Annotated in this window: 22 protein-coding genes and 1 other RNA gene; 21 read left to right on the forward strand and 2 right to left on the reverse strand. The window is 36.8% G+C overall.

The annotated features are described in order from the left end of the window. Nucleotides 1–5: 5 nt before the first annotated feature. From tadA to AHA02nite_RS02395, 7 genes are all read left to right on the forward strand, one after another. Nucleotides 6–467, forward strand: coding sequence for a tRNA adenosine(34) deaminase TadA (gene tadA, locus AHA02nite_RS02365; RefSeq protein WP_174758173.1), 462 nt, complete (start codon nucleotides 6–8; stop codon nucleotides 465–467). Nucleotides 468–562: 95 nt separating this feature from the next. Continuing rightward, an RNA gene (ffs, locus tag AHA02nite_RS02370) (signal recognition particle sRNA large type) lies at nucleotides 563–830 on the forward strand. Between the two features lie 135 nt (nucleotides 831–965). Next, on the forward strand, nucleotides 966–2681 hold the full coding sequence (dnaX, locus tag AHA02nite_RS02375; RefSeq protein WP_146813980.1) for a DNA polymerase III subunit gamma/tau: 1716 nt from the start codon (nucleotides 966–968) through the stop codon (nucleotides 2679–2681). 15 nt (nucleotides 2682–2696) lie between these two features. Then, entirely contained in the window at nucleotides 2697–3017 is a 321-nt protein-coding gene (locus AHA02nite_RS02380; RefSeq protein WP_146813982.1) for a YbaB/EbfC family nucleoid-associated protein, read from the forward strand. A gap of 13 nt (nucleotides 3018–3030) precedes the next feature. Further along, complete coding sequence (gene recR / locus AHA02nite_RS02385; protein ID WP_146813984.1) at nucleotides 3031–3627, forward strand: recombination mediator RecR; 597 nt, start codon at nucleotides 3031–3033, stop codon at nucleotides 3625–3627. 79 nt (nucleotides 3628–3706) lie between these two features. Further along, the gene (locus tag AHA02nite_RS02390) at nucleotides 3707–3970 is read left to right on the forward strand and encodes a pro-sigmaK processing inhibitor BofA family protein (protein ID WP_146813985.1); all 264 of its coding nucleotides are present in this window, start codon (nucleotides 3707–3709) and stop codon (nucleotides 3968–3970) included. Between the two features lie 124 nt (nucleotides 3971–4094). Further along, complete coding sequence (locus tag AHA02nite_RS02395) at nucleotides 4095–4286, forward strand: sigma factor G inhibitor Gin (protein ID WP_146813987.1); 192 nt, start codon at nucleotides 4095–4097, stop codon at nucleotides 4284–4286. A 67-nt stretch (nucleotides 4287–4353) separates the two neighbouring features. Here AHA02nite_RS02395 and murB read toward each other — a convergent pair whose 3' ends face one another. Beyond that, on the reverse strand, nucleotides 4354–5274 hold the full coding sequence (murB, locus tag AHA02nite_RS02400; protein WP_146813989.1) for a UDP-N-acetylmuramate dehydrogenase: 921 nt from the start codon (nucleotides 5272–5274) through the stop codon (nucleotides 4354–4356). 197 nt (nucleotides 5275–5471) lie between these two features. Between murB and AHA02nite_RS02405 the strand changes: the two genes are divergently transcribed. The 9 genes from AHA02nite_RS02405 (at nucleotide 5472) to rsmI (ending at nucleotide 12522) form a co-directional block, all read left to right on the forward strand. After that, nucleotides 5472–6902 carry an aminotransferase class I/II-fold pyridoxal phosphate-dependent enzyme gene (locus AHA02nite_RS02405; protein WP_146813991.1) on the forward strand — a complete coding sequence of 477 codons (1431 nt, stop codon included), beginning with the start codon at nucleotides 5472–5474 and terminating at the stop codon, nucleotides 6900–6902. A gap of 19 nt (nucleotides 6903–6921) precedes the next feature. After that, nucleotides 6922–7554, forward strand: a complete 633-nt coding sequence (gene tmk / locus AHA02nite_RS02410) for a dTMP kinase (protein ID WP_146813992.1) — start codon at nucleotides 6922–6924, stop codon at nucleotides 7552–7554. Nucleotides 7555–7657: 103 nt separating this feature from the next. Beyond that, nucleotides 7658–7987 carry a cyclic-di-AMP receptor gene (locus tag AHA02nite_RS02415; RefSeq protein ID WP_146813994.1) on the forward strand — a complete coding sequence of 110 codons (330 nt, stop codon included), beginning with the start codon at nucleotides 7658–7660 and terminating at the stop codon, nucleotides 7985–7987. Between the two features lie 15 nt (nucleotides 7988–8002). Further along, the gene (locus AHA02nite_RS02420; protein ID WP_146813997.1) at nucleotides 8003–8443 is read left to right on the forward strand and encodes a YaaR family protein; all 441 of its coding nucleotides are present in this window, start codon (nucleotides 8003–8005) and stop codon (nucleotides 8441–8443) included. Between the two features lie 18 nt (nucleotides 8444–8461). After that, complete coding sequence (gene holB, locus AHA02nite_RS02425; RefSeq protein ID WP_146813999.1) at nucleotides 8462–9457, forward strand: DNA polymerase III subunit delta'; 996 nt, start codon at nucleotides 8462–8464, stop codon at nucleotides 9455–9457. 6 nt (nucleotides 9458–9463) lie between these two features. Further along, entirely contained in the window at nucleotides 9464–10291 is an 828-nt protein-coding gene (locus AHA02nite_RS02430; RefSeq protein ID WP_146814001.1) for a PSP1 domain-containing protein, read from the forward strand. A 13-nt stretch (nucleotides 10292–10304) separates the two neighbouring features. Continuing rightward, nucleotides 10305–10637 carry a DNA replication initiation control protein YabA gene (yabA, locus tag AHA02nite_RS02435; protein ID WP_146814126.1) on the forward strand — a complete coding sequence of 111 codons (333 nt, stop codon included), beginning with the start codon at nucleotides 10305–10307 and terminating at the stop codon, nucleotides 10635–10637. 255 nt (nucleotides 10638–10892) lie between these two features. After that, nucleotides 10893–11654: a tRNA1(Val) (adenine(37)-N6)-methyltransferase gene (locus tag AHA02nite_RS02440; protein WP_146814003.1), complete on the forward strand. Its 762-nt coding sequence runs from the start codon at nucleotides 10893–10895 to the stop codon at nucleotides 11652–11654. Continuing rightward, nucleotides 11647–12522, forward strand: coding sequence for a 16S rRNA (cytidine(1402)-2'-O)-methyltransferase (gene rsmI / locus AHA02nite_RS02445; RefSeq protein WP_146814006.1), 876 nt, complete (start codon nucleotides 11647–11649; stop codon nucleotides 12520–12522). Before AHA02nite_RS02440 ends, rsmI begins: the two co-directional genes overlap by 8 nt. A 36-nt stretch (nucleotides 12523–12558) precedes the next feature. On the opposite strand, the gene AHA02nite_RS02450 is transcribed toward rsmI, so the two are convergent. Continuing rightward, a complete protein-coding gene (locus AHA02nite_RS02450; RefSeq protein WP_146814008.1) occupies nucleotides 12559–12831 on the reverse strand; it encodes an AbrB/MazE/SpoVT family DNA-binding domain-containing protein in 273 nt (90 codons plus the stop codon). A 276-nt stretch (nucleotides 12832–13107) separates the two neighbouring features. Here AHA02nite_RS02450 and metG point away from each other — a divergent pair, with 276 nt between their 5' ends. The 5 genes from metG (at nucleotide 13108) to rsmA (ending at nucleotide 18876) form a co-directional block, all read left to right on the forward strand. Beyond that, nucleotides 13108–15060, forward strand: a complete 1953-nt coding sequence (gene metG / locus AHA02nite_RS02455; RefSeq protein WP_146814010.1) for a methionine--tRNA ligase — start codon at nucleotides 13108–13110, stop codon at nucleotides 15058–15060. Between the two features lie 66 nt (nucleotides 15061–15126). Further along, nucleotides 15127–15891: a TatD family hydrolase gene (locus tag AHA02nite_RS02460; RefSeq protein WP_146814012.1), complete on the forward strand. Its 765-nt coding sequence runs from the start codon at nucleotides 15127–15129 to the stop codon at nucleotides 15889–15891. A gap of 208 nt (nucleotides 15892–16099) precedes the next feature. After that, on the forward strand, nucleotides 16100–17308 hold the full coding sequence (locus AHA02nite_RS02465) for a G5 and 3D domain-containing protein (RefSeq protein ID WP_146814014.1): 1209 nt from the start codon (nucleotides 16100–16102) through the stop codon (nucleotides 17306–17308). A gap of 132 nt (nucleotides 17309–17440) precedes the next feature. Next, nucleotides 17441–18001: a ribonuclease M5 gene (gene rnmV, locus AHA02nite_RS02470; RefSeq protein ID WP_146814016.1), complete on the forward strand. Its 561-nt coding sequence runs from the start codon at nucleotides 17441–17443 to the stop codon at nucleotides 17999–18001. Then, entirely contained in the window at nucleotides 17998–18876 is an 879-nt protein-coding gene (gene rsmA / locus AHA02nite_RS02475) for a 16S rRNA (adenine(1518)-N(6)/adenine(1519)-N(6))-dimethyltransferase RsmA (protein ID WP_146814017.1), read from the forward strand. The genes rnmV and rsmA overlap by 4 nt, the downstream gene beginning before the upstream one ends. Nucleotides 18877–18953: the final 77 nt, after the last annotated feature.

The following is an 18953-nucleotide window of genomic DNA, read 5'->3' on the forward strand; positions in this document are numbered from 1 at the left end:
TTATCATGCATGAGCAATATATGCAGTTAGCCATTGAAGAAGCGAAAAAAGCAGAAGTTATTGGTGAAGTACCGATTGGTGCAGTTATTGTATTTGATGGAAATGTCATTGCAACAGGGTATAATAAGCGAGAATCGAGTCAAAAAAGCACTTCTCATGCTGAACTAATTGCAATTGAAAAGGCAAATGAAGTCATTGGGAGCTGGCGTTTGGAAGATTGTCAGTTGTATGTCACGTTAGAACCATGCCCTATGTGTGCAGGAGCTATTGTTCAATCAAGAATTCCTCACGTTATATATGGAGCAAAAGATCCGAAAGCAGGTTGTGCTGGGTCTATTACTAACTTGTTAGAAGAACCACGTTTTAACCACCGTGCTAAAGTGGAACATGGTGTACTTGAGGCAGAATGTGCGCAACTTTTAACGAACTTCTTTCGTCAATTAAGACAAAAAAGAAAGCAAAAATAGGAGAAAATATTGGTTCGTTATTATTATTGCATTTTCACTTAAAAGATAATATACTTGTATATGCGCTAAACAAAGCGCAAACCTTATAACACTTGCCGTGCTAGGTGGGGAGGTAGCGGTGCCCTGTTACCCACAATCCGCTATAGTGGGGCTGAATTCCCGTCTGAGGTAAAGTAATCTTAAGGTCTGACGTAAGTGAATAGTGTTGACGTTTGGGTCCTGTGCAACGAGAACCCGTGAACCCTGTCAGGTCCGGAAGGAAGCAGCAGTAAGCGGTCTCTCTCGTGTGTCGCAGGGTTACCTGAACCGAGCTAGGATCTTGCGTAACGCTTATGGGTTACTTTATCGAAGATGGGTGCACGGCGTACATAAACGATGAAACTCACCTGGTTAATCAGGTGAGTTTTTTCATATATTTCGTAAAAACGTACGATACATTTTGAAATGTCTGATTCGAATCAGTTATAATGAAGAGAGAACTTAAAGGAGATTATGTCCATGGCATATCAAGCATTGTACCGAGTTTGGCGCCCACAACAGTTTCAAGATGTTGTTGGTCAAGTACATATTACAAGAACGCTACAAAATGCGATTGAACAATCAAAAGTAGCACATGCTTACCTTTTTACTGGTCCACGTGGTACAGGTAAGACAAGTGCTGCGAAAATTTTCGCAAAAGCTATCAATTGTAAACATTCCCCTGTTAAAGAGCCTTGTGGAGAATGTGATGCTTGTCGAGGAATTCAAGACGGTTCGATCTCAGACATAATTGAAATTGACGCAGCTTCTAACAACGGTGTAGATGACATTCGCGAAATTAGAGATAAAGTGAAGTATGCACCAAGCTCTGTTCCGTTTAAAGTTTACATCATTGATGAAGTGCACATGTTATCAACTGGAGCTTTTAACGCACTGTTAAAAACATTAGAAGAACCTCCAGCTCACGTCATTTTCATATTAGCAACGACAGAACCACACAAAATTCCATTAACGATCATTTCAAGGTGTCAACGGTTTGATTTTAAACGAATTTCGCAACAAGCTATTGTCGATCGACTGAAATTGATCTTAGATGATGGTGGAATTCAATATGATGATCACGCTGTCGTACATGTTGGTTTAACAGCTGAAGGCGGAATGCGTGATGCACTTAGTATATTAGACCAAGCCATTGCATATAGTGAAGATGGTCATATTCATATGGAAGATGTGTTAGCTGTTACAGGATCAATTGCTCAAGAGCAGCTGTTATCCATGATTGATGCCCTTGTTAACCAAGATGGAAAAGAAGCGTTAAGCTTGCTTGATCAAATGATGCAAGAAGGTAAAGACCCAAGTCGCTTTGTCTTTGATTTTATCCACTTTCTAAGGGATCTGTACATGTACAACAGTGCAGAAGGTGTTGAAGAAGCGTTAGTCCGAGCTATTCCGAACGAACAGTTTCATCAAGTAAGAGAACTTTTAACATCAGACTGGTTAGAAGAAGCGATTTCAATTCTAAACCAAACACAACAAGACATGAAATGGACAAGTAGCCCTAAAATTTTAGTAGAAGTTGCTTTGTTAAATATTCAAGAAATCAGTCATCAATCAACTAGCGAGCAAGTACAAACGACATCACCAGAGTTGTTACAACAAATAGCAACTTTAGAAAAAGAATTAAAGGCTTTAAAAGAACAAGGTGTCACGGTGAATAATACAGAACAACCGAGAAGTGAAACGAATAAACGACCAGCACCTAGTCGCCAAAATAAATATAAAGTACCTTATGAAAAAGTACGTCAAACTTTAGCAGAAGCAACGAAAGAGGATATTAACGCGATTAAAACTAACTGGGCTAGCTTTATGGACGGATTGAAAAAGACAAGTCCACCAGCACATGCTAAACTAGTTAATAGTCAACCGAAAGCAGCCTCTTCTCAAAACTTAATATTAGCTTTTAAGTTCGAGATTCATTGTTCACTTATTCAAGAAAACCAGGAAATGGTGGAAACTGTACTAAGTGATTATATTGGAAAAAGAATAACGATTATTCCAATTCCAGAGGAAGAATGGAAACCAATAAGAGAAGACTTCTTAAGCCAACAATCTGAGCTAGGTGAAAGTGATGAAGATGGAGAAAGTCACCAAAATACTAGCACCGATGGAGATCAATTAATTTCTGAAGCACAAAAATTAGTTGGCGATGATTTAATAGAGATTAAGGATTCTTAATGAAAAATTACAAATATGAAAGGAATGGGAAATATGAATAACATGATGAAACAAATGCAAAAAATGCAAAAGAAAATGATGAAAGCGCAAGAGGAGCTTCATGAAATGACGTTTGAAGCAACTGCTGGCGGTGGTATGGTTAAAGTCGCCGCTAATGGTAAGAAAGAAATTACAGACGTTGAAATTAACGAAGAAGTCGTCGACCCAGATGATGTAGATATGTTACAAGACTTAATCATTGCTGCGACAAACGATGTGCTAAAGCAAGTTGATGATACAACGAATGAAAAAATGGGACAATTCACGAAAGGTATGAATATGCCAGGAATGTTCTAGGAGGCATGCCACCATGTATTATCCAGAACCAATTACAAAGTTAATTGACAGCTTTACAAAATTGCCAGGTATAGGTCCAAAAACTGCCGCTCGCCTGGCATTTTTTGTGTTAGAAATGAAAGAAGATGACGTGTTAGACTTTGCGAAGTCGTTAGTTAATGCTAAGCGTGAATTAACGCATTGCACAGTTTGTGGTCATATTACAGACCAAGACCCATGTAGTATTTGTAGTGATCAAAGTCGTGATAACTCTGTCATTTGTGTCGTTCAAGACCCGAAAGATGTGATCGCGATGGAGAAAATGAAAGACTTTCAAGGGAAGTATCATGTGCTACATGGCACAATATCTCCTATGGAAGGTATTGGCCCTGAGGATATAAACGTTTCAACTTTAATTGAACGATTAAAAGATGAAAAAGTCGAGGAACTTATTCTAGCGACTAATCCGAATGTTGAAGGTGAAGCTACGGCCATGTATATTTCAAGGTTAGTGAAGCCTTCAGGTTTACGATTAACTAGAATCGCTCACGGACTACCGGTCGGAGGCGACTTAGAATATGCCGATGAAGTGACGTTATCCAAAGCGTTAGAAGGAAGAAGAGACCTATAATAAAGATTTTCCTTTTTTAGTTCTATTAATAGGCTAAGCGACATAGCGTATTAGTAGGACAAGCGAAAGGAGATCAAATATGGATCCAATAGTTGTGACATTAGCATTTTTGGCGGTTGTTATTTTATTGTTGTTTTTTGGACCACCACTGAAGTTTATGCAATGGGCTTCAAAAGGGGTCTTGAAGGTCATAGTTGGTGCACTGTTTATATTTTTCGCTAATGTATTTGGCTCAATGTTCGGTCTGCATATACCGATCAATTTGTTTACATCAGCGATAGCAGGTTTTTTAGGAATATTTGGTGTTGGTGCATTAGTTGCGATCCATGTATTTATTTTATAACGGTCATTTAAGGAGGGGTGCAAATGCGCCTCTCTTTTTTACGGTTATTTTTATAAAAAAAGTTTAATAGATACGTATAAAAATCTAGTAAGTTGTCCACTCTAGTTAATGGAGGTGGGAGACGATGAAAGGTCAATCAATTAATTGTTGTCAAATTTGTGGAGAATGGAAGCAAGAGGGGATTCATGTATTATCTTCTTTTATTTGTAAAGGTTGTGAAAGAGAGATTGTTAATACTAACCCTGATGATGAGCGCTATCAATATTTTGTTGATCGAATGAAATTCCGCCGTTTACTAAATCAAACAACATCATAACTTAATAGATATCTCCCCTAATTTTATATAAAAAAGAAGCGGCTAATGATTAGCCGCTTCTTTGCATTTACTCAAGGTCTTCGCCGATTATACGAACCTCACGTTCTAAATTTACTCCGAATTTTTCACTAACGGTTTTTTGGACCATTTCGATCGATTGAATGTATTCGGTTGCGGTCGCGTTGTTTTTATTAATGATAAACCCGGCATGTTTTTTAGATACTTCAGCTCCACCGACACCTTTACCTTGCAGACCACTATCTTGAATTAGTTTTCCTGCGAAGTAACCTGGAGGACGTTTAAACACACTGCCACAAGATGGGTACTCTAACGGTTGTTTTGACTCACGTTTGTACGTAAGGTCATCCATGACAGCTTTAATCTCATCATATTTACCAGGTTTTAATTCGAACAATGCTTCTAAAACGATATAACCTTTTTCTGGTATATTACTATGACGGTATTGTAAGTCAAAAGCGTCTGCTGGTAGTGTTAGAAGGTTGCCTTCCCGGTCAACGACGACGGCTTCTTTTAATACATCTTTAATTTCACCGCCATAGGCACCTGCATTCATAAACAAAGCACCACCGACTGTTCCTGGAATACCGCAAGCGAACTCTAACCCTGTTAAATGTTCTGCTAAAGCTTCGCGTGAAGCATCAATGATTCGAGCACCGCTTTGGGCAATCATCTCATAGCCATCTACAGTTATATCATCTAACTTTTTAAGACTTAAAACAACGCCGCGAACACCGCCATCTTTTACGATTAAGTTAGAGCCGTTTCCAAGTAGTGTGAAAGGTAGCTGTTCTTGATTAGCAAGCTTTACAACGTCTTGGACTGCTTTATAAGAAGTAGGTGTTACGAAAAAGTCAGCTTTACCGCCTAATTTTGTATAAGTATGATTATTTAACGGTTCATTAATTAAAATATTTTCATCTGAAAGGATTTCACGTAGTTTATGTTCAATTGATTGATCATCTAACATTAATTATTCACCTCTAATATTTATCATAGAGAATTTAACGCATGGTGTGTCAAAGGTCTCTCTTTTATTTATTGTATTATTTTATTATTGTAACATGAAAATTTATAAAAGTTAGTTTAGGAGTGTATAACGTTTATGTTACGTGTTTTATTTTCGTGTACAATATGAATTAAAACGAGTTTAAGTTAGGTGTTTATATGAATCAACAACGAGCGCCTTTGTTTGAGGCCATTCAACAGCATGTAAATCAAAAGCGTCATTCATTTCATGTCCCGGGACATAAAAGTGGGGACGTCGTACATAATCTATTCAGGCACATGCAAGAACTGTTTCGCTATGACTTAACGGAATTGCCAGGCCTTGATGATCTTCATGAACCAGAAGGACCTATATTAGAAGCCCAAAACTTAGCTGCTCAATACTTTGGTACAAAACAGACTTACTTTTTAGTAAATGGGACAACTTCTGGTAATTTGGCAATGATTTTAGCTAGTTTAAATGCAGATGAACACGTGTTAGTGCAACGAAATTGCCATAAATCAGTGATGCATGCTTTAGAGTTAGTTGGAGCAAAGCCTGTTTTCATCTCACCTGAATATGACCCAACTGCACGTCGATACTGTCATATTTCTTCTGATGTTGTTAAGCAAGCTTTAACGAGTGACCAAAATATAAAGGCAGTTATTCTTACTTATCCAGATTATTTCGGAACAACTTTTGATTTATCGTCGGTTGTAGAAGTAGCACATTCTTATAATGTCCCAGTGTTAGTCGACGAAGCACACGGTGCTCATTTTTCATTCGATGCACCTTTTCCTAAATCAGCCATACAATGTGGTGCTGACCTCGTCGTTCAATCAGCTCATAAAACCTTACCTGCATTAACGATGGGTTCTTTTCTACATGTGAATTCTAACCGAATCGAGCGCAGTAAGTTAGAGTATTATTTAGAAGTTGTCCAATCGAGCAGTCCATCTTATTTAATTATGGCGAGCTTAGATTTAGCTAGGCAGTACATAGCTAACTTTAGTAAAGAAAATCAAGTTCAGTTAGTTGAAGAAATTACGGAGTTCAATAACCAATTAAGCACGTTGCCTAACTGTAATGTTCTACCTGTTCGTGAACAAATAGATGACCCATTAAAAACGGTTCTAACTTCAAATACGATCGACTTGAATGTAGTGTACAAGCATTTACACGATTACGGTATTGATGCAGAATTAGTTGACCAAAATCAATTATTACTGATCCATGGAATCAAATCAGATATAAATTTAAGACAAAAGCAGAGTGCGGCAATAATTAATTGTATAAAAACAGTGGAAGACAACGCTTATCATGATAAAATGGTAGACAGTCATTTTAATGTAAGTACAATTCAGCATTTTCCATATTCATATCGTGAGTTAAAGTTGTTAAAAACAGAGTGGGTGGATGTTCGTGAGGCGATCGGACGAATCGCTGCGGAGTCGATTACACCTTATCCACCTGGAATACCAGTTATATTAAATGGTGAGTATATTTCTCAACAATCTTTAAACACAATTGAAAAAGCTGAAAAACATAAGCAACATATCCAAAGGAACAATAATGGTCATGTTAATAAAATAAAAGTTTATCAAATTTAGTATAAAGGGAGTTATCTTCGTGAGCGGATTATTTATAACGTTTGAAGGTGTAGAAGGTGCGGGGAAGTCTACAGTTATTCAATATATTTCGACTCAGTTAAGAGCTGAAGGTTATGAAGTTGTAACAACACGTGAACCTGGAGGCATTGAAATTGCTGAAAAAATTCGTGAAGTCATTTTAAATAAAGGGCATACTGCTATGGACAGTCGTACAGAAGCTTTACTTTATGCTGCTGCCCGTAGGCAACATTTAGTAGAACGAGTAATGCCCGCATTACAGCGTGGACAAGTTGTTTTGTGCGACCGGTTTGTCGATAGTAGTTTAGCGTATCAAGGTTATGCAAGAGGATTAGGGATGGAAGAAGTCTATCAAGTAAACGAGTTTGCGATTGAGGACTGTATGCCTGACTTGACTATTTTATTTGAACTTGATCCTAAAGTTGGTTTAGAGCGAATCAGTGACAACGAACAAAGAGAGAAAAACCGACTTGATTTAGAAAAGCTAGATTTTCATAAAAAAGTAGAAGAAGCTTACCGTCAATTAAAAGAGCGTTTCTCTGATCGAATTAAAAGTATAGATGCTCACGAGCCTTTAGATAATGTTCAGGCTGAATGTGAAACTGTTATACGTTCTTTCTTATCAAGCAAGTAATGTTTGGTATGCACACGTTTTGTGAAAAATAATCATATCATGTGCTAAATAATCAGAAAACTTGTTATAATATTAGTAAGTACAAATTATGAGGAGGAAAAGGATGAAATTAATCCTTGCGATTGTTCAAGATAAAGATTCAAATCGTCTTTCAGATGCGTTGTCTGAAGAGAATTTTAAGTCGACTAAATTATCATCAAGTGGTGGTTTCTTAAAGGAAGGTAACACGACATTAATGATCGGTTGTGACGACGGTGATGTTGATCAAGCTTTAGAAATCATTAAAGATAATTGTAGTTACCGCGAGCAAATGGTAGCACCAATTTCACCAATGGGTGGTAATGCAGACTCATACATTCCCAAGCCTGTTAAAGTAGAGGTTGGTGGAGCGACTGTTTTTGTTCTTCCAGTCGATGCATTTCACCAATTTTAGTAGGAGTGACAAGTAGTGAAGGTAAGCCAAGAAGTACGTACGCAAATGGAAACATCTAAACAAAGTAATCTGAAACAGAGTAATGCTAAATCATCTTTTCAAAGCGTTGTAGGACAGGAAACACAAAAGCTAAAGGAAACAGAACTAAACCGTCTTTTGGCTGATTTAACTAAGCAAGGTGAAAAGGTAGCGAAGTTCCGCTCGTTTCAGGATTTAGGAAAGTATAAAAAGATGGTCAGACAGTTTATTCAAGAAGCGGTTAACTATGGGTTAGATCTCGAGCAGTCCCGTAAATGGGATTTAGAAGGCGGCAGCCAGACCCTTTCTTTAGTTAAGCAAATTGATGATAAGTTAATTGATTTAACAGATGACGTATTAGATCAAGAGAAAAGTTCAATTGACGTTTTAGATGTCATTGGAGAAATTAAAGGTATGTTACTTAACTTATATGCTTAAAGGAACAGGATGAATGAAATGACAACAACTTGGTCAACGATGCGTGAAGTACAACCTGTAGCAACACGTATGTTACAAAACAGTATTGTGAAAGATAGAATAGCTCATGCGTATTTATTCCACGGACCTAAAGGGACTGGCAAACAAAAGGCCAGTCTTTTGTTTGCGATGCGTTACTTTTGTGAGCAAGCTGACAAGTCGTATAGCGAACCTTGTTATGAGTGTAGCTCGTGCAAAAGAATTCAAACAGGCAACCATCCTGATGTGCACTTTATCGAACCAGATGGGCAGTCGATCAAAAAAGACCAAATTGAGTATTTACAGAAAGAGTTTACATATACAGGATTAGAATCGAATCAAAAAGTATATGTTTTACATCAAGCAGAGAAAATGACGACAAATGCAGCAAACCGTTTGTTAAAATTTCTAGAAGAACCGAGTAGACAAACCGTTGCCATCTTATTAACAGAAAATACTGGTTCTGTTTTAAATACGATTTTGTCTCGTTGCCAAAGAATTCAATTTCACCCTTTGAAAAGCGAAGATATGTACGAACAATTTATTGGTGAAGGGATTCCAGAGTCGACAGCCAAAATTTGTGCTGCTTTAAATATAGGTTTAGATGAAGCGAAAGAGCTTAGTCAAGATAGTTGGTTTGCCGAAGCAAGAAGAATAGTGATACAATTAATAGATAAAGTAATGAATCCTAAAGAAGAAGGTTACTTGTTTCTCCATCAAGTGTGGTTAAATCATTTTCAAGAGCGCCACCAACAGGAGTTAGGTATAGATTTGCTGTTGTTATGGTACCAAGACCTTATATCGTCTCATTTAAATAGAGAAGATATGGTCGTGCTAACAGATCAACTAGACAGACTACAACAATATCAGTACACAATTTCGTTAAGTGATGCAAAAACATGTGTTTATGAACTCTTACAGACAAAGCGTAAGTTAGCATATAACGTTCACAATACACTTGCAATGGAACATTTAGTCCTTCAATTGCAGAGGTGATATAGATTGTTAGAAGTAATTGGAGTTCGCTTCAAACAAGCGGGTAAAATATATTATTTCGACCCAGGTGATGCTGACTTAACAACGGATGATTATGTCATTGTTGAAACAGTACGCGGAGTCGAATTTGGTAAAGTCGTAATCTCGAATAAACAAGTTGATGAAGAAGATGTCGTTCTTCCACTTAAGAAAGTTATTCGAATTGCAGATGATAAGGACAAGCTAACGGTAAGTGAGAACAACGAGATGACCGAAGAAGCAGTCCGTACTTGTTCAGATAAGATTAAAGAACATCAACTTGATATGAATTTAGTTGATGCCGAGTATACATTCGACCGTAACAAAATAATCTTTTACTTTACAGCAGATGGCCGTGTTGATTTCCGTCATTTAGTTAAAGATTTAGCTGCCGTGTTTAAAACACGAATCGAACTTAGACAAATCGGAGTTCGTGATGAGGCTAAAATGTTAGGCGGAATCGGACCTTGTGGAAGAATGCTGTGTTGTTCTACGTTTTTAGGTGATTTTGAACCTGTATCAATTAAAATGGCAAAGGACCAAAACTTATCATTGAATCCTGCTAAAATCTCAGGCCTATGTGGTCGTTTAATGTGTTGTTTAAAGTATGAAAATGATATGTATGAAGATGCTAAACAAGAGCTTCCAGATATCGGTGAAAGACTAACAACATCACATGGTTCAGGTAAAGTTGTCGGTTTAAACATGCTAGAAAGATTAGTACAAGTTGAATTATCAGAGATGGAACGTGTTGTCGAATATACACTTGATGAGTTAATTGATGAAGGAGCAATTTCCGTTCCAGCAGCAGAGTAATGAGGTGGATGTTGTGAACAAAAAAGAAGTTTTAGACCGTTTTTCTCATTTAGAAAAACAGTTTGAAGACTTACAGAAAGACTTTTCATTATTAAAAAACGACCTCGTACAGTTAATGGAAGAAAACCATCAACTGGCGCATGAAAATCATCATTTACGTCAACGTTTAGATGATTTAACACAAGAGGACTCGTCAAACGATCATCAAACTCCTTCAAAAAGCGTCGGTGAAGGTTATGATAATTTAGCTAGAATTTACGAGGAAGGCTTCCACATATGTCACGTTTATTTCGGAACACCTCGTGAAGAAGAAGATTGTATGTTTTGTTTAAAGTTTTTTAATTAAATATACATTTGTAACATCCTTTACTGCAAATAATGTAGTAAAGGTTGTTTTATGTAGGGGGAACTTCACTGCGACAAACGACCTTAGGGAGTTTGAGCAGATGTTGCACTTGTGCCCTGTGGGTAGAAGCGAAGCATTTTGATGTAGCGATGATAAAATTTATTTGTTAAAAGGATAATAAGTGGATGGTGTAAATTTTTACACCACCACACTTAAAATAGAACAACGTTAAGACACATAAGAGGGATGAGCTATATGGTAGAGTTAAAAAGTGATGAAAGAATAGACTATTTATTAAATGACCAAAGAAGGCAAATTATTCAAAGCCCAACGGTGTTCGCTTTCTCGGTGGATGCTGTGCTATTAGCTCATTTTACATATTTGCCGATTAAACGGGGTCGTGTTTTAGACTTATGTACTGGTAATGGTGTTATACCACTTTTTTTAACTAAACGTTCGCAAGCAGAAATGGTCGGGGTTGAAATACAAGAACGCCTTTATGATATGGCTGTACGAAATGTTCAACTTAACAAACTAACAGATCAAATTGATATGATTCATGGTGATTTGCGAGAAGAAACGAGACGTTTTAATCAAACGTTTGATGTTGTCACATGTAATCCACCGTACTTTAAAACAGAAGAACCCAATAAACGTAATCAAAACGAACACTTAACGATTGCTCGCCATGAAGTCTATTGTGATTTAAATGATGTATTAAAAGCATGTAGCCGTTCAGTGAAATCAGGTGGCAAAGTATCAATGGTTCATCGTCCTAATAGACTTTCCGAAATTATAACAATTGCTAAAAGTTATAAGTTAGAAGTAAAACGTTTGAAGTTTGTTTACCCAAAAAGACATAAAGAAGCTAATATTTTATTAGTTGAATTCGCAAAAGATGGACAACCTGATTTAAAAGTAGAACCGCCATTATATATCCATGAGGAAAATGGGGATTATACTAAAGAGATGACGAAAATTTTGTACGGTGAAGAAGGGAGTTCCGCTCATGGTTAACGTTCAAAAGAGTTTTGGAGAAGAAGGGGCTAAACTATACGTTGTTCCAACACCCATTGGAAATTTAGAAGACCTCACATTTAGAGCGCTAAAAGTATTAGAGAATGCTGATCTAATTGCGTGTGAAGATACGAGGCAAACGCAAAAGTTACTTAACTTTTTTGACTTAAACAATTCATTAATTAGTTTCCATGAGCACAGCCATGACAAACGTACTGAAGACATTTTACAACGTATTCATAACGGTGAGTCCCTTGCGTTAGTAAGTGATGCAGGCATGCCTTTAATTTCAGATCCAGGATATACTTTAGTTAGCCGAGCTCGAGAAGAAGGAATTGATGTTGTCGTATTACCCGGAGCAAATGCAGCGTTATGTGCTTTAGTCGGCTCAGGATTACCGACTAATTCCTTTACATTTGCAGGTTTCTTACCTAAGAAAAAGAAAGAGATCGTTAATATATTAGAATCACTTGATCAACAACAACATACGCTTATATTTTACGAATCGCCCTATCGAGTGACTAAGACATTAGAAGTTATGAAAGAAGTATACAGTAGTGATCGAAAGGTTACACTTGCTAGGGAGTTAACGAAGAAGTTCGAAGAGTATATTAGTGGTTCTATAAATGACGTTTATGATTGGTCTATATCGGACGATTCTACAATACGTGGTGAATTTTGCATCATTGTTGAGCCAATTGATGAAAAAGATATGGAAAGTGATATTTGGTGGGATGATTTATCATTAGTCGAACATGTAGAATACTATATGGAAAACGAGCAATTAAAGACAAAAGCAGCTGTTAAACGAGTTTCGCAAGACCGAGGACTTTCAAGTCGTGACGTGTATAACGAGTTTCATCAGTAACATAAAAAAACGGGGCCTTTAATAGCCCCGTTACAATTAGCTCATTTTCTTTTGGATCTCGTCCATTAGTTGTTGTGCGCCTTCTTTGCTAAGGACGATATTGTCTCCAACAGAGATGTTGTCGTTAGAGATTTCGCCAGTGATTTGGCAAGCCATGTTTGGCTGGTATTTCTTTAGGACGATTTGATCGTCATCTACGTAGATCTCTAGTGCGTCTTTTACGTTTATATCTAGTGTGCGACGCAACTCAATAGGAATTACTACTCTTCCTAATTCGTCTACTTTTCTTACGATACCAGTTGATTTCATTATTTTTCTCCCCTCTCGATCATAATTTCGCTATCTTTCGCAACTAAATTTACCACTCTTTGTATGTATAGTCAATTAATTAAAATATAAATAATTGTAAATTGTTTCATTTTGAAACAACATAGATGATTTACATAAGTTGTCAAAGTTATGTGAGATAAACTACGAATAACAATGGAAATTGTTTAATTTAATCGTTACAATATATAGTACCTAGTTGTATATAAACTTAGTTATATAATGAAGAAACAGTATTTAAATATAGGAGGTCAAACCATGCCAGAAGAACGTAATACGTTTTATATTACAACACCTATTTATTATCCGAGCGGCAATTTACATATTGGCCATGCTTACACGACAGTTGCTGGTGATGCCATGGCGCGTTATAAGCGGTTAAGAGGTTATGATGTGATGTATTTAACCGGTACTGATGAACATGGTCAAAAAATTCAACAAAAAGCTGAAGAAAATGGTGTAACACCTAAAGAATATGTTGATGATATTGTAAGTGGTATTGAAAAGCTTTGGAATAAGTTAGAAATTACTCATGATGACTTTATTCGTACTACTGAAAAACGCCACAAAGATATCGTTGAGAAGATTTTTGATCAACTTGTTCAACAAGGTGATATTTACCTTGATGAGTATGAAGGTTGGTATTGTACACCGTGTGAATCTTTCTTTACGGATCGTCAGTTAGAAGAAGGAAACTGTCCAGACTGTGGTCGCCCAGTAGAGAAAGTTAAAGAAGAGTCGTATTTCTTCAAAATGAGTAAGTACGTTGACCGCCTTGTTCAGTTTTATGAAGATAATCCAGAATTCATTCAGCCAGAAAGCCGCAAAAATGAAATGTTAAATAACTTCATTAAACCAGGCTTAGAGGATTTGGCTGTATCACGTACGACAGTTGACTGGGGTATTAAAGTACCTGGTGATCCAAAACACGTTATTTACATTTGGATCGATGCTTTAACAAACTATATAACAGCATTAGGCTACGGAACAGATCAGGACGAACGTTATCAAAAATATTGGCCAGCTGATGTTCATTTAGTTGGTAAAGAAATTGTTCGTTTCCACACCATCTATTGGCCGATCATGTTAATGGCGCTTGATTTACCATTACCGAAAAAAGTATTCGCTCACGGTTGGCTACTAATGAAAGATGGTAAAATGTCCAAATCTAAAGGGAACGTCGTTGACCCTGTTGATTTAATTGACCGTTACGGATTAGATTCATTACGTTACTATTTATTACGCGAAGTGCCGTTTGGTTCTGACGGTGTCTTTACACCAGAGGCGTTTGTGGAACGTTCTAATTATGACTTAGCGAACGATTTAGGTAACCTATTAAACCGTACAGTGGCGATGGTTAATAAATACTTTGATGGAAATATTCCATCCATTACGCTAAATGAAACTGAATATGATCAAAGCTTAATTGAACTAGCTGAACAAACGAAGCAAGAAGTAGAAAATGCGATGGATGAGATGGAGTTCTCTGTTGCTTTATCAACGTTATGGCAGTTTATAAGTCGTACAAATAAATATATTGATGAAAATGAACCGTGGGTATTAGCTAAAGATGAGTCACAAAAAGGCCGTTTAGGTAATGTGATGGCTCACTTAGTCGAGTCACTACGCAAGACAGCTGTAATGTTACAGCCATTCTTAACGTCTACACCTGAGAAAGTCTTCAGTCAATTAGGTCTTGAAGAAGAATCGCTAAAAGCTTGGGATAGCATTTCACAACACGACTTAGTTAATGGTGCACAAGTAGTCAAAAAAGGTAAACCGATCTTCCCTCGCTTAGAAACAGAAGACGAAGTTCAAGCGATTAAAGATATGATGACTAAAAATACACCAAAGCAATCAGAAGAAGAAAAGTCTGAACAAAAAGATGAAATTACGACCGATGACTTCTTCAAAGTTGATTTCAAAGTAGCTGAAGTTGTTCATGTCGAGAAAGTTAAGAAAACAAACAAGTTATTAAAAATTCAAATTGATTTAGGTTCAGAAAAGAGACAAGTGATCTCTGGTATAGCTGAGCATTATACAGAAGAAGATTTAGTAGGGCGTAAAGTAATTTGTGTTACAAACTTAAAGCCAGCTAAATTAAGAGGCGAATTATCAGAAGGAATGATCTTAGCTGGTGAAGATGATGATGGAAACTTGTCATTAGCTACAGTTGATCAAACGTTACCGAATGGAACACCAATAAAATAATACTAACAAAAAGGGGGCGGAGTTTTACGTTCCCTTTTGTCTTGTATAACTAGAGGAGTGGGTATAATGTTATTTGATACACATGTACATTTAAATGCTGATCAATTTAATGAAGACCGCGAGGAAGTGATCCAACGTGCACAATCTGAAGGTGTTACACATATGGTTGTTGTTGGATTTGACCGCAAAACGATTCCAATAGCTATCGAAATTGCTGAAAAATATGATTTCATCTATGCAGCGGTAGGATGGCACCCTGTAGATGCTATCGATATGACAGATGAAGATTTAAATTGGATTGAAGAACTAAGTCGCCACGAAAAAGTCGTCGCGATTGGTGAGATGGGTCTAGACTATCACTGGGATAAATCACCGAAAGAGGTACAAAAAGATGTATTTCGCAAACAAGTCGCATTAGCTAAACGTATTAACATGCCAATCATTATTCATAATCGAGAAGCAACTGAAGATATTGTTGAAATTTTACAAGAAGAGCAAGCAGGACAAGTTGGGGGCATTATGCATTGTTATAACGACAATGTTGACTATGCTAAAGCGTGTTTAGATATGGGCTTTCATATCTCACTAGGTGGACCAGTTACTTTCAAGAATGCGAAAGACCCTAAATTGGTTGCACAAGAAGTCCCACTTGAAAAGTTATTAATTGAAACAGATTGTCCATTCTTAGCACCGCATCCGAATCGTGGTAAGCGTAATGAACCTGCATACGTCAAACTAGTCGCTGAAAAAATAGCTGAGTTAAAAGATTTATCAGTAGAAGAAGTAGCAAGACATACGAATCAAAATGCTAGACAATTATTTAAAATCTAGTATAGGTGCAGTCATAAAAATGTATGTTTAACGTACGTATAATAGAGGCCTGTTTTGGTTAAGATGGCATGTAGGCACCTACTTTAGTCTATTATTCTATGGCTAAAGTACTACTTGTAATAAACATGTAATATTCTCTTAAACAAATATTATTTGACTTATAACTATATGGTGCCTATAATCAGATGCGTACAGAGGAGGCATTTTTATGGCAGGTACAGAACAGGCGAAAAAGGGTTTTAGTCGTTTTGGTTTTAAGCAAATAGCCCTAACCTTGTTCGCAACAATTTTAGTTTTAGCCTCAATTACTTTCTTTGTCTATGACTCTATGAGGGCTGAAGTAACTGTTGTATTAGACGATGAAGAACAAACAGTTGTGACAACAGCGGATACAGTAGATGAATTGCTAGATGAACTTGATGTTGAAGTCGGTGAACATGATCATCTATCTGTAGATGTCAATGCTGATTTAGAAGATGGTATGGACATTACTTATGAGCAGGCAAGAGAAGTTATTGTTACAATGGACCAACGTACAGAACATTACTATACAACTGAAAATACAGTAGAAGACTTTTTAAATAATAAAGATATCGAATTATCAGAGCATGACCAAATGTCAGTCTCTCTAAATGATTCGGTTCATGATCAGATGCATATTGCCATTAGCTCAGCTTTTGAAGTTAAAATTGTGGATGGTGGCGAAGAAAAGACAAAGGTTGTAACAAACCAGACGGTCCAAAGTTTACTTAATCAAGAAGATATTGATTTAAGTGAGCATGATAAGTTAAACGTTGAACCGTCGCAAATGGTTAGAGACCAACGTGATATTGAAATCGTACGTGTGTCTATAGACTATGAAACTGTTGAAGAAAGTGTTCCATATACAACAGAGACACGCGAAGACGACTCAATGTTACAAGGTGAAAATGAAGTTGTTCAATTAGGTGAAGAAGGTAAAAAAGTTCAAGAGTATGAAGTCGTAAAAGAAAACGGTGAAGTCGTATCTCGAGAACTTGTCGATGAAGAGATTGTAGAAGAAAGTGTCAATCGTGTTGTGATGGAAGGAACTAAGGAAGAAGAAGTTCAACTCGCATCTTCATCTTCTGGTGAGTTTCAAGAGTTTACATCAACGAAGTATACAGCTAATTGTTCAGGATGTAGTGGTGTAACGGCTACGGGTGTTAACGTCAATAATACAATTCACCATAATGGTATGAGAGTAATTGCAGTTGACCCTAGTGTCATTCCACTTTACTCGATTGTCGAAGTTAAAACACCAAGTGAAACTTTCACAGCTATTGCACTTGATACAGGTGGTGCAATTGTCGGAAACAAGATTGATATTTTAGTTGATTCAAGAAATGAAGCGATGAATTGGGGCCGCCGAACAGTTCAAGTTCGCGTAATTGAATAAAACAATCTTTTTTGATTTATAGATAATCCTGCTATACTATAATAACGTATAGTTAGGATTATCTTTTTTTGGTTTAAATCCTTAAGATTACATAACTGAATGAGAGACTTGAACGAGAAAGGAAGCGTCCGTTTGCGAATAAATGAAGTGATTGTCGTTGAAGGTAAAGACGACACCGTACGTGTTAAGCTAGCTGTCGATGCTGATACAATTGAAACGAATGGTTCAGCGATTAATGAAGAAACGATTGAACAAATTAAGCACGCGAAAGAAAAACGCGGTGTAATCATCTTTACGGACCCAGATTATCCAGGAGAGAGAATAAGAAGAATTATCGATGAACACGTCCCAGGGTGTAAACATGCCTTTTTACCTCGAGGTCAAGCAAAAGGAAAGAAAGGTTTAGGTATAGAACATGCTAACGTCGATGATCTTAAAACAGCGTTAGAAGCAGTATATGAAGTTAATGAGACAAAACATGAAAATATCATATGGAAGCCGTATTTAGTCCATTATGGCTTAATAGGTGGAACTAAAGCTAAACAAAGGCGTGAAAAATTAGGGCATTTATTAAAGATCGGGTACGCGAACGCCAAGCAGTTAGAAAAACGATTAAATATGTTTCAAATTGAAATATCAACTCTAGAGCAAGCTATGAAAAAGATCTATGAAGAGGAGCGAACGAGTGAATGAAGCCGATTGCAACAATTACAAGAACGAAAGCAATCATGGAAAGGCATAACTTATCTTTTAAGAAAAGTTTAGGTCAAAACTTCTTAATTGATGTAAATATATTAGAAAACATTGTATCAAAAGCAGACGTCGATGAAGAATGTATTGTTATTGAGGTTGGACCAGGAATTGGGGCATTAACAGAACAAATTGCGAAGAAAGCTAAACATGTTTATGCTTTTGAAATTGATGGCCGTTTAATTGATGTTTTAGAAGACACGTTATCGCCTTATGACAACGTCACGGTTTTTCAACAGGATATTTTAGATGTGGATTTACAAAACTTTATTGAAGAACATGTTAATCAAGGTGAGAAAGTCAAAGTTGTAGCCAATTTACCTTACTATATTACAACACCAATTTTGATGAAATTATTAACGAGCCATTTACCAGTCGACTCAATTACTGTCATGATGCAAAAAGAAGTAGCAGCAAGAATGTCTGCCGATCCAAATAATAAAGATTATGGTTCTTTATCAATTGCTGTACAGTATTATACGACATCAAAAGTTGTAATGAATGTTCCGAAGACTTGTTTTATGCCTCAACCAAATGTCGATTCGGCTATTTTGCAGTTAAATGTTCGTTCACAACCTAAAGTTCATGTTGAGCATGAGGAGCTTTATTTTGAGCTTGTTCAAGCTAGCTTTGGTCAAAGGCGTAAAACGTTAAAAAACAACTTAAAAAGAGCTTATAGCGATGAAATAGACAGTGAAACGTTAGAAGGAATATTTAAAGAGGCAAGTATAGATCCAACACGTCGCGGAGAATCGTTAAGCTTAGAAGAATTTGCAGAGCTTGCTAATGTGTTTAATCAATATATAACGCGTTCTTAACTCACCTTTATATGGTGAGTTTTACTTTTATTAAGGGCTTATGCACAATCTGTTCGCTTTCACAATACGTTATAAGA

Source organism: Alkalibacillus haloalkaliphilus (genome assembly GCF_007991275.1).
In the GTDB taxonomy this organism is placed as follows: domain Bacteria; phylum Bacillota; class Bacilli; order Bacillales; family Alkalibacillaceae; genus Alkalibacillus; species Alkalibacillus haloalkaliphilus.

Excerpts from the sequence above, each read along its gene's own strand:
- tadA (WP_174758173.1), top strand. The coding sequence starts at position 6 with ATGCATGAGCAATATATGCAGTTAGCCATTGAAGAAGCGAAAAAAGCA.
- AHA02nite_RS02460 (WP_146814012.1), top strand. The coding sequence starts at position 15,127 with ATGTTATTTGATACACATGTACATTTAAATGCTGATCAATTTAATGAA.
- AHA02nite_RS02440 (WP_146814003.1), top strand. The coding sequence starts at position 10,893 with ATGGTAGAGTTAAAAAGTGATGAAAGAATAGACTATTTATTAAATGAC.
- AHA02nite_RS02405 (WP_146813991.1), top strand. The coding sequence starts at position 5,472 with ATGAATCAACAACGAGCGCCTTTGTTTGAGGCCATTCAACAGCATGTA.
- AHA02nite_RS02450 (WP_146814008.1), bottom strand. The coding sequence starts at position 12,831 with ATGAAATCAACTGGTATCGTAAGAAAAGTAGACGAATTAGGAAGAGTA.
- AHA02nite_RS02390 (WP_146813985.1), top strand. The coding sequence starts at position 3,707 with ATGGATCCAATAGTTGTGACATTAGCATTTTTGGCGGTTGTTATTTTA.
- AHA02nite_RS02395 (WP_146813987.1), top strand. The coding sequence starts at position 4,095 with ATGAAAGGTCAATCAATTAATTGTTGTCAAATTTGTGGAGAATGGAAG.
- holB (WP_146813999.1), top strand. The coding sequence starts at position 8,462 with ATGACAACAACTTGGTCAACGATGCGTGAAGTACAACCTGTAGCAACA.
- rsmA (WP_146814017.1), top strand. The coding sequence starts at position 17,998 with ATGAAGCCGATTGCAACAATTACAAGAACGAAAGCAATCATGGAAAGG.
- AHA02nite_RS02465 (WP_146814014.1), top strand. The coding sequence starts at position 16,100 with ATGGCAGGTACAGAACAGGCGAAAAAGGGTTTTAGTCGTTTTGGTTTT.
- AHA02nite_RS02380 (WP_146813982.1), top strand. The coding sequence starts at position 2,697 with ATGAAAGGAATGGGAAATATGAATAACATGATGAAACAAATGCAAAAA.
- metG (WP_146814010.1), top strand. The coding sequence starts at position 13,108 with ATGCCAGAAGAACGTAATACGTTTTATATTACAACACCTATTTATTAT.
- murB (WP_146813989.1), bottom strand. The coding sequence starts at position 5,274 with ATGTTAGATGATCAATCAATTGAACATAAACTACGTGAAATCCTTTCA.
- AHA02nite_RS02415 (WP_146813994.1), top strand. The coding sequence starts at position 7,658 with ATGAAATTAATCCTTGCGATTGTTCAAGATAAAGATTCAAATCGTCTT.
- rsmI (WP_146814006.1), top strand. The coding sequence starts at position 11,647 with ATGGTTAACGTTCAAAAGAGTTTTGGAGAAGAAGGGGCTAAACTATAC.
- dnaX (WP_146813980.1), top strand. The coding sequence starts at position 966 with ATGGCATATCAAGCATTGTACCGAGTTTGGCGCCCACAACAGTTTCAA.
- recR (WP_146813984.1), top strand. The coding sequence starts at position 3,031 with ATGTATTATCCAGAACCAATTACAAAGTTAATTGACAGCTTTACAAAA.